The organism is Neisseria sp. HMSC065D04 (assembly GCF_001815675.1).
GTDB lineage: Bacteria > Pseudomonadota > Gammaproteobacteria > Burkholderiales > Neisseriaceae > Neisseria.
In genome coordinates this window covers 1-11,165 of record NZ_KV821498.1, presented here as the reverse complement: position 1 = coordinate 11,165, position 11,165 = coordinate 1, and the positions used below count along the sequence as shown (strand labels likewise).

Sequence of the window (11,165 nt, the reverse complement as noted above, 5' to 3'; positions counted from 1 at the left end):
AACGCCGTCCTGGTTTAAAGTTAATCCACTATAATATGGGAAACAGGTATCCTGTATCTTATACAACACACAATTTACCCATTGATTTATATAGATTTTAAGAAAAAATAAGGCGATTACCTGACATTTGGTAAGCAGACAATCTGCCATTTTCTCAAAAAATAGAAAATTTTTGCATATAAAAATTTGACAAAACGATGCCTTTCGTAGATAATAACGCCCGTTGAGTTGCTTGATGCAGCTTGATTTTTCTCCTCTATTTCTCCTTTGTAGACTTGGCGCATATCCCAAACGATATGCGCATTTTTTTATCTTAATATTCCAAGTTTAAAATAAAATCAAATAAAACAAGATATTCCCATCTACTTCAATTCTCACGCATACAAAAATCCATCTTTAGAAAACGTATCATCCCCAATAAAAAATCAACAAACACCCACCGTTTACCCTCCCCTGTCAAAGCAAAAATAATGGTTGCAAAGCGTGTTTCCTCTTTCCCCTCCTCCGTTGATTTGAAATACCGATAAAAAAGGTCGTCTGAAAACAAAAAATCCGTTTTCAGACGACCTTTTAAAATCATTCGGTATTATTCGGCGTTATTTTGTGCCACTTCTTCAGTTTCGGCGGCTGCGCCGACTTGCTCGGCTTCTACTGCCTCAGTTTTCGCTGCCTGTTTGGCCGCTTGGCGCTCGGCTTGTTCTGCCAAAGCCTGCTGGACAAACGGATGCTGTTGGGCGATGGCTTGTTCTTCCGCGCTGACTTCGCCTTTGAAGCGGTTGTTCAAATCAAAACGTTTTCCACCGCGCGCCAAGGCTTTGAGGTAGCGGGGGCGGCGGCAATGGTTGGCGAGAACGCGGGCGATCAGTGCAGGATCGTATTGGGGCAGTGCGGCAACAAGGTCTTGGTCGATGCCGACGGCCAGCGGTTTGAATCGTTTGAAGACGTCGTATTTGCCGTAGATGTGGTCGGCAATCATGTCGGTCTGTTTTTTCTTGCTCATGGTTTGGACGGCGGATTTCAAAGCTGCGCCCAAAGCGGTTTCTTGTGTCATGTCGTTTGTATTCCTCTAAAATAAAGCCGTGCGTTTCGCTATGGCACGGTAATGGCGGTATTTTAGTATAAAGCCTGTGTTTTGGCTAAGTTTTTTTGCGAATGTTCGATTGTAAATGTTTATTTGCGGACGGGCCGGCACACTTATCTTAATAGGCGTTGAGAAAGGTCGTCTGAAAATGTTCGGCACAATCCGTCATGTTTGTTTTCAGACGACCTCTTTCGATTTTATCCGCACTACTTGGTAATGTCTGGCGTATCGACGGCTACGTCGGCATTTTGCGCGCGATGGCGCAGGGCGTGGTCGATAAGCACGAGCGCGAGCATGGCTTCGGCGATGGGGGCGGCGCGCAGACCGACGCAGGGGTCGTGTCTGCCGTGGGTGGCGAGTTCGACAGGATTGCCGTTGATGTCGATGCTGCGGCGCGGTGTGGCGATGGAGCTGGTGGGTTTGATGGCAATGTTGACGTGGATATCTTGTCCGGTGCTGATGCCGCCGAGGATGCCGCCTGAGTGGTTGGACAGGAAGCCTTGCGGGGTAAGTTCGTCGCCGTGTTCGCTGCCGCGTTGGACGACGCTGCCGAAGCCCGCGCCGATTTCCACGCCTTTGACAGCGTTGATGCCCATCATGGCGTAGGCGATTTCGGCATCGAGGCGGTCGAAAACGGGTTCGCCCAAGCCGACGGGGACGTTGGCCGCTTCGATATGCAGTTTCGCGCCGACGGAATCCAACGATTTGCGCACGCTGTCCATATAGTTTTCCAGCTCGGCGATTTGGCTTTGGTTGGCAGCGAAGAAGGGATTTTGGGAGATGTGTTCGCAGCCTTCAAACTGAATTTCTTTTTCGCCGACTTGGGTCACGTAGGCGGTGATTTCTGTGCCGAATTTTTCTTTCAGCCATTTTTTGGCGACGGCTCCGGCGGCAACGCGGGCGGCGGTTTCGCGGGCGGAGCTTCTGCCGCCGCCGCGGTAGTCGCGCGTGCCGTATTTGTGCCAGTAGGTATAGTCGGCATGACCGGGGCGGAAGCTGGTGGCGATGTTGCCGTAGTCTTTGCTGCGTTGGTCGGTATTGCGGATTAAGAGGGCGATGGGGGTGCCGGTGGTTTTGCCTTCGAAGACGCCGGAGAGGATTTCGACTTGGTCGGCTTCGCGGCGTTGGGTAACGTGGCGGCTGGTGCCGGGTTTGCGCCGGTCGAGGTCGGCTTGGATGTCTGATTCGGCCAATGCCAGTCCGGGCGGGCAGCCGTCGATGATGCAGCCCAAACCTGCGCCGTGGCTTTCGCCGAAGGTGGTAACGGTGAAGAGTTGTCCGAAAGTGTTGCCTGCCATGTTTCCCTCTATCGGTCATTTTCTGAAAGATGACGGATTTTAGCATACAAAGGTCGTCTGAAACGCTTTCGGCGGGCGAAGCCTGCCTTTGACACGCCTTCTGTTATCGAATCAAATCCCAAGCGAATTTGCCTATGGTCAGACACAGCAACACCATAAATCCATAACGTAGAAACTGGGTGCCGCCGCGTATCGCCAATTTCGCGCCGACCACGCCGCCGCACAAATTCGCCAGCGCAAGCGGGATTGCCCACGCCCAAACGACGTGTCCTTGCGGGATGAAAAATGTCAGCGCGGCGAGATTGGTGGTCGAGTTGATGACTTTGCCCGATGCGTTTGCTGTCAAAAAATCGTAGCCGTAAAAGCGGACGAACACGAAAGCCAAAAGGCTGCCCGTCCCCGGTCCGAAAATCCCGTCGTAAAAGCCGATTAATGCGCCGAAAAACAAGCCCCACAAGGTTTCGCGGCGCGTCAGCTTTTCAGTGCGCACCGTTTGTCCCAAATCTTTTTTGATAAAGGTATAAACACACATGGCAATCATAATGACCAGCATCGCCGGTTTCATGTATTGCACAGGGAAGAAAACCACGGCTTTCGCGCCCAGATAGGAAGCAGCAAAAGCCAGCACGGCGGCGGGCAGCAGCATTTTCCACGGCACAAGGATTCTGCGCAGATATTGCCCCGTGGCAGTAACCGTCCCGCAGCAGGAGGCAAACTTATTCACGCCCATCACCGAAGCAACAGGCGTGGAAGTTGGCAGCAAGTTAAACAGCCCGGGTATTTGCAACAACCCGCCGCCGCCGACCGCCGCGTCCATCAGTCCGGCGCAAAATCCGGTGAGCAGTAAGAGGTAGAAAAAGGAATCTACGGGCATAGTCCCTCCCTTGAAAAAAGCCGCCTTATCGGTGTCGCGCGATTGTGGCGGAATGCTATCTGGAACAGGCGGTATTTTAACTGAAAACCAACCTGCGCCGTATTGCCGCCTATCCCGTTTCAGACGACCTTTTCTTTTAGATTCAGTGACTCACATTGCGGAAGAGGCGTTCCTCCATTAGAATCCGCCCTTCCTTGTTTTCCCCTGCCCATAAGGCACAACTACGGACAAAACCGTTTTCAGACGACCTGTTTGACCCGATACCGCAAAAGCGCAATGCCACTGCCCGCTGACTGACTTTCTTTTCGGTCGCTTTAAAGATATAGTGGGTCAACTTAAAACAAGAGCGGCTTTGCGTTGCCCTGCCCTGCGTTTTATCCATCTGCCTAAAATGATGCGTTTCAGCTCAGTTGAAAGAAACTCCGCGATGAAAGAATTAGACAAAACCGACCTGAAAATCCTGAAAATCCTTCAGCAAAATGCCCGCACACCCATGACGGAGTTGGCAGAAAAAGTCGGATTATCCACCACTCCGGTTACCGAACGCGTCCGCCGCCTTGAGCGCGACAATTTCATTACCGGCTATCATGCCCGCCTCAACCCGCACCAACTCGGGCAAAGCCTGCTGGTCTTTGTCGAGCTGAAGCTGCGTTCCAAATCGGGCAATATTTTTGAAGATTTCCGTCGTGAAATCATGCGGATTCCGCAAATTTTGGAATGCCACCTCGTATCCGGCGAATACGATTACCTGATCAAAGTCCGCCTGCCCAATATGGCGGCTTATCGGGACATGTTGGGCAATATCCTGCTGCACCTGCCTGCGGCAGCGGAAAGCCGCAGCTATGTCGTCATGGAAGAGGTCAAAGAAACGGCAGTGTTAGATTTAGAGTGATTTAACTACATTAAAAAAGGTCGTCTGAAAGTTTATAACGTTCAGACGACCTTTTTTCAAAATACCTTTTATACCCACGATAGAAACACTATCAACCAAGATGCTTTGACAGTTTCAAACCCATCCCTTCCCCATCAAGCCCAAGCATTTCCCTACCAAACCCACAAACAAAAAAAATGCACACATTCAATTGAATGTGTGCCAAGTCTACAAAGGAGAAATAGAGGAGAAACTATTAACTGACTACTCGAACCAGCTAACGAATCGGATTATCCATGAAAATAAAATTTTAGGCAAGTATTTTTCTTGTAAAGTTTCTAAATTAATTCATTGTAATATTTAAGCTGTAACTCTATTTCATCACTCTTAGCCTACCGTATCCCAATAAAATAAAAACCACCCGCTGCAAACCGAATACCAAACCGGCATCAGCAGCTTCCAAGCCTGCCTGCCGAATCAATGTTAAAATACGCACCTCTTTCATTCACGAGCAAAACACATTATGACCGCCGCCATCGAACACGTCCAAGCCGCCGCCTTTGATTTGGACGGCACACTATGCGATTCCGTCCCCGACCTTGCCGCCGCAGCCGAAGCCATGCGTGAATATCTCGGCATGGAGCCGCTGCCCGCCAAAACAGTAGAAAGCTACGTCGGCGATGGCATCGGCAAACTCGTCCACCGCGTCATCACCAACGACCGCGATCAAGAAGCCGCGCCCGATTTGTGGGAAAAAGGTTTCGTGTTCTACATGAAATACTACCGCGACCACTTGAGTGACTTCACCCGCCCCTACCCCGAAACCGAAGCCGGACTGGCATTGCTCAAATCGCTGGGCATCCCGCTGGTGGTCATCACCAATAAAAACGAAATCCTCGCCGCCGAACTCTTGAAACAGCTCGGACTCGCCGACTACTTCAGCCTGATTCTCGGCGGCGACAGCCTGCCCGAAAAGAAACCCAGCCCACTGCCGCTGCAACACGCCGCCGAAGTCTTGGGCATCGACCCCGCCAATATGATCATGGTCGGCGACTCCCGCAACGACATCATCGCCGCCAAAGCCGCCGGCTGCCTCAGCGTCGGCGTCACCTTTGGCTACGGCGACATGACTTTATTGTCGCAAGACAAGGCGACCCAACCCGACTGGATTATCGGCTCGCTGCCCGAAATCTACGAAAACCTGCGACCGAAAAAAGCAGAAGACGACGAGTAATCAGTATCCTTGTTTTCAGACGACCTTTATTTCTGTTTCAAAGGTCGTCTGAAAACAGAGCCGTGGAAATAAAAAGATTCGTCATTCTCGAACAAAGAGAATGACGGAATGAAAGTTCCTTATTTCCCCTCTATCCGAACCCACAAGTCAGATTCAAGAATCTGACCTACGAATCGACCTTTTCAGACGACCTCTGCATGAAACCCCCAAAATCCCTGCGCGCCCGCGCGATGGACATCCTTTCCCGACAGGAAATCAGCCGCGTCGGGCTTAAGCGCAAGCTCGCCCCGTATGCCGAAAGCGAAGAAGAATTGGAAAACGTGTTGGATGAATTTGCCGAACGCAACTGGCAATCCGACCAACGCTACGCCGAAGCCTACATTCACAACAAAAGCCGCCAACACGGTTCCCTGCGCCTGAAACAGGCATTGGCGCAGCAAGGCATAGACGAAACCGTCAGCCGCGAATTCATACCCGACAAAGCGAGCGAACTGCAAACCGCAGTCGCCGTGTTGCGCAAAAAATTCAAACAGCCCGCCACCGATTTGAAAGACAAACAAAAACAAGCGCGGTTTCTCGCCTATCGCGGCTTCGATATGGACACCATCCACGCCGCGCTCAAAAGCAGTTGGGACGGAGACGATGTTTTTGAATACGGAGAAAATTAAACCGCCCTGCTTGAATCTTCCTGTCCATCGGCGTACCCTTACGCTTTTGCCACCCATTCACAACAGAGATGACCATGTCCGAAGAACAACGCAACGCCCCTAATCCGCTTTTGGAAGACGAACGCAAAAACCCCGTTTACCGACTCGGTCGGGCTGTCGCCGGATTCATGGTTATCGTATGGGCGGGCGTATTGATTTTGGTGTTTTATTTAGTATTCCGTTTTTGGTTAAACTAAATTTCTCGCACGCCCTCCATCCCATTTTCTACAACCGTTTGCACTTTGCAAAAAGGTCGTCTGAAAAATCAAATATCGAGACCTTTGCAAAAATAGTCTGTTAACGAAATTTGACGCATAAAAATGCGCCAAAAAATTTCAATTGACTAAAACCTTCCTAATATTGAGCAAAAAGTAGGAAAAATCAGAAAGGTTTTGCATTTTGAAAATGAGATTGAGCATAAAATTTTAGTAACCTATGTTATTGCAAAGGTCTCATATCGATTTTTCAGACGACCTTTTCCAATTTATCAAAACACATTTGAATTCAGATCAGGCAACACCATACCGGCTTAAAGCCATTCACATTAAATTATCTATCCGCTCAAAACCAACCGGCAACAGCGTGAAACAGATAAGTCATACCGCTCCACGCCCATTTACTTACTGCAACCGTTATCCAACCCATCAACACCAACGCAATCAAACCGAAAAAATCAGGTATATGCAGATAAAGCCAAGCCGCAACAGGTTTACGCCAAAAATCTGATTGCTGCTGTTTCTTCTCCAAAGCCGCGTGCATAAACGGTCGCTCCAAATGCAGGTCACAATCCACGCCATACTCGCTGCGCACATACTCATTGATGACTTTCAAAGTACGGCGGCTCGGCTGCAAGAAAATATCGATAAGCGTACCGACGACAGGAATCATGCCGAGCACCATATCGGCAAAAGCAAGATATACGGCAGGACGCATTTTATGATCCGGCACACCCAACTCCCGCCCCATACGAAAAGCCTTCATCGTCAAAAAAAGCCCGGCAATATCCCCGACAAAAGGTATCAGCGACAATATGGCATCAACGCCGATTCCTTGTTTGGTAAAAGGAATGCAAAACAAACTATCCATAGTATTGGCATATTTAGCCAACTCGCGCTCACGTCGGATGATTTCCTGACGCTCATAAGGTATAGGTGTGTGCTTCATCATGTTTTTATTGTAGTGGGTGAATAAAATTCAGAGCGGTACAACGTCATGGTTGTTTACTTACGATCATTCTCCATAAAAACCAATTGCAGTATGGCTGTTTGTAACGCAAGGTCATCTGAAAATACGGTTCCAAATATTGAAAACCATATTTCAGACGACCTTGGGTTCGTCGCTTACATTATTTGATTGGTTTTAAAGTTGGCAGAACGGTATCCCAAATAGCGAGGACTTCGGCTTCGCTACGCTTCGTTCCATCTTTCTTCTCGGTACCAAACTGCATCATGATGCGCGGATTGCCGCCGTCTCGTTCCCAAATCAACATATATTTGTTGCCGTCCCACTTGATCAGTTTTTCCGTGCCTGACATGCCGTTAATCGTACGCGGGCCTTGGCGGATGGTGCGGTAGCCTGTAATTTTAAAAATTTTTGCCAATGCGCTTTTTTCAGGAGCAATATCCCGTTGCAGCAGCGTCGGTTCGCCTTTCTCAAGCTCGTCGCCATGCATGATTTCCAGACTCATATCGTGTTGCTTGGCAAATTCGACAGTTGTATGCGCTGTAAACGGTTTTTTGCCATCGTCTTCAATAAAACCGCCTATTAGGCAGATACCATGCCGATTCGGTACTTCAAACTCTTGCCGTACCCGCAGGTTATTCAGGAAATCTTGGCGGAATTTTTTCTCCATGCCATTTATCAATTCTTTCTCTTTGGCTTTCCAGTTGGCAGGGACTTTGCCGTTTTCGGCGGGAATATAGAAATAACCACGTACAATATAAGCGTCATTATTATCTAGTTTGAAATATAAATAGGCTTCGTAGGGCATACCATGTTTCTTAACATATCTACCATCCCAATCAAAATCACTACGCGTTACCTGCATCATCGCCCGCCCCTGAATCAGAGCACGGGTATCAACGACAAGGTCAGTTCCATCTCTACCACTTTGCTTAGTCTCATTGATAGTGCTAACATTTCTCTTCCAGTCGTTAAACATAACCATCACGCTCCAGCCGTTGTAGTCAATGTGCGTACTACCATGATGGCGTTGGGATGGCAGGCGCAATTGATAGCGGCCGCTGCAATAGGGTTGTTCGGTCCAGTAGGCGGTATCGATAGATGAAGAAGCAGTAGTCATGGAGGGATTCCTTTCTGTAAGTGGTGAAACGGCAGGGGCGCATGCAGCAAGTAGGGAAGCTGCCAACAATACAGTAGCGGTCTGTTTCATCATAAGTTCCTTTAAGGGATTAATCTTCCTGTCCGCGTAAAGCGACAGATTCTAAAACAGCAAACAAGGCGTCATGACGGGTTTCATCAAAATTATATGAAGAACCATGCTCGTAACCACCCACATTTTTATCTCCGGTTACCAATACATCTTTTCTTGCAAAAAAGCCTTGGGTAATCGGCGCTTCTCCCGAAGCTGTAGGGACGGTACCATCTCCTCTGTCTGTCCTCTTTTTTTCAGTAAGTTGAAGAAAGTAATCTTCACCCCTCAGTTTCATTTTTACCTTACCTCTAGGTCCGGAATCTTTAGGCTTAGTCAATACCGCCTCGATCAACTCTTGCTTAGTCAAGTCTTCAGGGAAATTCCTATCACTCACCCATTTAATGGTATCCCAGGTGAGATGATCTTTACTGTCACAAAAACTGATTCGGGTTTTATTATCATCAGTCAAATAGTAAGTAGCATGCTTTTCTTGAAATTTTTCTACTCTTTCTAAGTTTTTTTCAAAAATATCCTCATCTGCTTTGTCTTTTTGAAAAACAGTCTTTGCACCATTCGGATTAAAATTAATGTAGTCTATTTGCTCTTCTTGTTGCCCGTCATTAAGATTTTTCGGCTTGGTCGGCCATAAACCAAACCATTTATCATAATTTTGATAGAGTTCTTCAGTATTGAAACTAAAGCGTATATTTTTCCCCTCATCATCTGCCACATGAAGCCAAGCATTGGGATCACTTACATTATCTCCACTAAAGCGGCGGGGGGTATAATTCGGCCAAGGGGTCAGCTGCATGGCACCAGGCGAATTGAGCAAAATGGGGGAAGTTGCGCGTGAGGTAAAACCCAGCACCCCTGCAAAACCAAAATCTTTCAATGCACTTAACCATAAAGTCGGTGTGAAATATTCATAAAAACGGCGCGGTGGCGGCTCCTTACTAAATCCCGCCCTTAACCGTTTATAAAAAGCAGGTGAGCCCGTAGCAGGCATAACATTATGAAAAATACCACAAATTTTATCAGCGTTTTTAGTATCAGCTGGCTCATCACTGGTTGCCTGCTTTGCATATGCACGCGTTACCAAACCGCCCATAGAATGGGTAAGAATCAAAAATTGCTCACTATTGCATTCTTCCAATGCGCGCTGGATCCTGCTATTCAAGTCACTGGGACCAAAGGGGAAATTGATACCATCCTCTTTTCTTGATTCCAAATACTCTAAAGACTTCGTATGGTAACCAGTCCCCGATTCGGCATTATCACGCAACCAGTTGTAGCCGCATATATAGACAGGAAACTGATAATTCACCGCTTTTTTCAGCCATTCCGCCAACATTTTCTGCGCCTCAGCGCTGGACTCCTGTTTAGATAAAGGCTTTTCCAACTTTGGCTGCTCTTTGTCGCGATTGATGATATATCGATCTATCCTTGCCAATACGGCTTTCCAAGGCTGCGTATCTTTTTTCTTTGCAACAAAATTCGCATAATCACTATCACTCAAGCCATTTGTTCCATTTTGATTTCCATTGCTGGTTTTAGCAGCATCTCGAATATCTTGAGCCAAATTATTCAGATTATTTTCTAAAAAAACCGCAAAATCTTGATAAGCATCGGCATTAACCGTTCCCCAGCCTCGAAAACGCAATTGTTCTTTGATTAACTCTTTAGGACGGGGTTTTCCATTTTCCCATCTCTCTTTCCATTCCTCATATTGCTTTTGCTCATCACGAATTTCCGAAGAATCAGAAGAAGGGCTTTTTTGCAGTTGCGCCATCTTAAGTTTATGACGATGCTCACCGGCCTTTAAAATCTTTTTTTTCAAACATTCAGTATTAGTTCTTATAGGATTTTTAGGAATATGTATTATCGGCCCTCGCCAATCGACAGCAGTCAATTCTTGATGAATTTCCCGATGACGTGCTTTTACCCTACGAAATAGACCATCTTTAAACGCTGCACCTATTGATTTTAATAGACCGTTTGGCGGCATCCATGACTTTTCTACTTTTTCCTTCTTGAGCACCTCCCAGTCCTTTTCCTGATTCTCCTCTCCGTTTTCAACATCTTTAGCCGGCTCTCCCGATTCAGATTTTTGACTGGGCTTTACCCAACCGTTTCGATATAGCAGATTGGATCCCATAATGCCGGGGAGAAGCATGATCGGCATATAGCGTGCAATCTCCATCTGGCATTTTTGCTGATCTTCCGTAGATGTCATCCTCGCTTGTGCGGTCGGATTGCCGTTTTTATCCAATGTCGGATTTAATTTAATGTTTGGGTCAATCATTTCTTCTTGTCCTTAGGCAAAAGAGTCAAGGTAAATTTTTCCATAGTAGAATCATTGCGCTGAATGCCGGTACTACCATTTGCATCCGTAGTCCCCCGTATTTTGGTACCGTCAGCACGTGTTAGAACAAATCGGCGGTTTGCAATCGGGCTTCCATTTAAAGTGGTAACGATTACTTCCTGATCAAATTTTGATTTAGGCATATCATTAAACATATGGCTCAAGCTCTGCGGTCCCGTCACCTCCAACGGCGCCTTCACCCTAACCAGCTTCGGACTGCCAATCTCAATTTCTCCATTCGAGAATTTGATGTATGCGCCTTTACAGGTAATTAAAACTTCCTCTTGCGCTGCAATATTTACTCTGCCTGAACTACTGGTCAGCACCGCGTCCTTCAGCGCATTCAGCTGCAACTCGTCATTCT

11 protein-coding genes are annotated in these 11,165 nt (G+C 47.5%); 4 read left to right on the top strand and 7 right to left on the bottom strand.

Going from position 1 to position 11,165, the window contains the following annotated elements; translation table 11 throughout:
• Positions 1 to 586: 586 nt before the first annotated feature.
• The 3 genes from HMPREF3050_RS04540 to HMPREF3050_RS04530 all read right to left on the bottom strand — a co-directional run bounded on the left by HMPREF3050_RS04540 (position 587) and on the right by HMPREF3050_RS04530 (position 3,253).
• Positions 587 to 1,051 carry a ProQ/FINO family protein gene (locus HMPREF3050_RS04540; protein WP_003777487.1) on the bottom strand — a complete coding sequence of 155 codons (465 nt, stop codon included), beginning with the start codon at positions 1,049 to 1,051 and terminating at the stop codon, positions 587 to 589.
• A 236-nt stretch (positions 1,052 to 1,287) separates the two neighbouring features.
• Positions 1,288 to 2,379: a chorismate synthase gene (aroC, locus tag HMPREF3050_RS04535; protein WP_070773704.1), complete on the bottom strand. Its 1,092-nt coding sequence runs from the start codon at positions 2,377 to 2,379 to the stop codon at positions 1,288 to 1,290.
• 103 nt (positions 2,380 to 2,482) lie between these two features.
• Positions 2,483 to 3,253, bottom strand: a complete 771-nt coding sequence (locus HMPREF3050_RS04530; protein ID WP_070773703.1) for a sulfite exporter TauE/SafE family protein — start codon at positions 3,251 to 3,253, stop codon at positions 2,483 to 2,485.
• A gap of 427 nt (positions 3,254 to 3,680) precedes the next feature.
• Here HMPREF3050_RS04530 and HMPREF3050_RS04525 point away from each other — a divergent pair, with 427 nt between their 5' ends.
• The 4 genes from HMPREF3050_RS04525 to HMPREF3050_RS14580 all read left to right on the top strand — a co-directional run bounded on the left by HMPREF3050_RS04525 (position 3,681) and on the right by HMPREF3050_RS14580 (position 6,262).
• Positions 3,681 to 4,145 carry a winged helix-turn-helix transcriptional regulator gene (locus HMPREF3050_RS04525; protein WP_003764370.1) on the top strand — a complete coding sequence of 155 codons (465 nt, stop codon included), beginning with the start codon at positions 3,681 to 3,683 and terminating at the stop codon, positions 4,143 to 4,145.
• A gap of 502 nt (positions 4,146 to 4,647) precedes the next feature.
• Positions 4,648 to 5,358: a phosphoglycolate phosphatase gene (locus HMPREF3050_RS04520; RefSeq protein ID WP_060974877.1), complete on the top strand. Its 711-nt coding sequence runs from the start codon at positions 4,648 to 4,650 to the stop codon at positions 5,356 to 5,358.
• A 197-nt stretch (positions 5,359 to 5,555) separates the two neighbouring features.
• Positions 5,556 to 6,026 carry a recombination regulator RecX gene (gene recX / locus HMPREF3050_RS04515; protein WP_070773702.1) on the top strand — a complete coding sequence of 157 codons (471 nt, stop codon included), beginning with the start codon at positions 5,556 to 5,558 and terminating at the stop codon, positions 6,024 to 6,026.
• Positions 6,027 to 6,100: 74 nt separating this feature from the next.
• Positions 6,101 to 6,262 (top strand): hypothetical protein, encoded by a 162-nt coding sequence (locus HMPREF3050_RS14580; RefSeq protein WP_009311625.1) that lies wholly within the window; start codon positions 6,101 to 6,103, stop codon positions 6,260 to 6,262.
• Positions 6,263 to 6,626: 364 nt separating this feature from the next.
• On the opposite strand, the gene HMPREF3050_RS04510 is transcribed toward HMPREF3050_RS14580, so the two are convergent.
• The 4 genes from HMPREF3050_RS04510 to HMPREF3050_RS04495 all read right to left on the bottom strand — a co-directional run.
• Positions 6,627 to 7,229: a DUF4112 domain-containing protein gene (locus HMPREF3050_RS04510; protein ID WP_070773717.1), complete on the bottom strand. Its 603-nt coding sequence runs from the start codon at positions 7,227 to 7,229 to the stop codon at positions 6,627 to 6,629.
• A gap of 181 nt (positions 7,230 to 7,410) precedes the next feature.
• Positions 7,411 to 8,367: a T6SS immunity protein Tli4 family protein gene (locus HMPREF3050_RS04505; RefSeq protein WP_246830219.1), complete on the bottom strand. Its 957-nt coding sequence runs from the start codon at positions 8,365 to 8,367 to the stop codon at positions 7,411 to 7,413.
• A 109-nt stretch (positions 8,368 to 8,476) separates the two neighbouring features.
• On the bottom strand, positions 8,477 to 10,741 hold the full coding sequence (locus tag HMPREF3050_RS04500) for an esterase/lipase family protein (RefSeq protein WP_070773700.1): 2,265 nt from the start codon (positions 10,739 to 10,741) through the stop codon (positions 8,477 to 8,479).
• On the bottom strand, positions 10,738 to 11,165 hold a 428-nt coding region (locus tag HMPREF3050_RS04495), incomplete at its 5' end, for a DUF2345 domain-containing protein (protein WP_141758404.1). The genes HMPREF3050_RS04495 and HMPREF3050_RS04500, both read right to left, overlap by 4 nt.

What these genes read in the sequence shown, in the direction of transcription:
- HMPREF3050_RS04540 (WP_003777487.1), bottom strand. Translation starts at nt 1,051, where the DNA reads ATGACACAAGAAACCGCTTTGGGCGCAGCTTTGAAATCCGCCGTCCAA.
- aroC (WP_070773704.1), bottom strand. Translation starts at nt 2,379, where the DNA reads ATGGCAGGCAACACTTTCGGACAACTCTTCACCGTTACCACCTTCGGC.
- HMPREF3050_RS04530 (WP_070773703.1), bottom strand. Translation starts at nt 3,253, where the DNA reads ATGCCCGTAGATTCCTTTTTCTACCTCTTACTGCTCACCGGATTTTGC.
- HMPREF3050_RS04525 (WP_003764370.1), top strand. Translation starts at nt 3,681, where the DNA reads ATGAAAGAATTAGACAAAACCGACCTGAAAATCCTGAAAATCCTTCAG.
- HMPREF3050_RS04520 (WP_060974877.1), top strand. Translation starts at nt 4,648, where the DNA reads ATGACCGCCGCCATCGAACACGTCCAAGCCGCCGCCTTTGATTTGGAC.
- recX (WP_070773702.1), top strand. Translation starts at nt 5,556, where the DNA reads ATGAAACCCCCAAAATCCCTGCGCGCCCGCGCGATGGACATCCTTTCC.
- HMPREF3050_RS14580 (WP_009311625.1), top strand. Translation starts at nt 6,101, where the DNA reads ATGTCCGAAGAACAACGCAACGCCCCTAATCCGCTTTTGGAAGACGAA.
- HMPREF3050_RS04510 (WP_070773717.1), bottom strand. Translation starts at nt 7,229, where the DNA reads ATGAAGCACACACCTATACCTTATGAGCGTCAGGAAATCATCCGACGT.
- HMPREF3050_RS04505 (WP_246830219.1), bottom strand. Translation starts at nt 8,367, where the DNA reads ATGACTACTGCTTCTTCATCTATCGATACCGCCTACTGGACCGAACAA.
- HMPREF3050_RS04500 (WP_070773700.1), bottom strand. Translation starts at nt 10,741, where the DNA reads ATGATTGACCCAAACATTAAATTAAATCCGACATTGGATAAAAACGGC.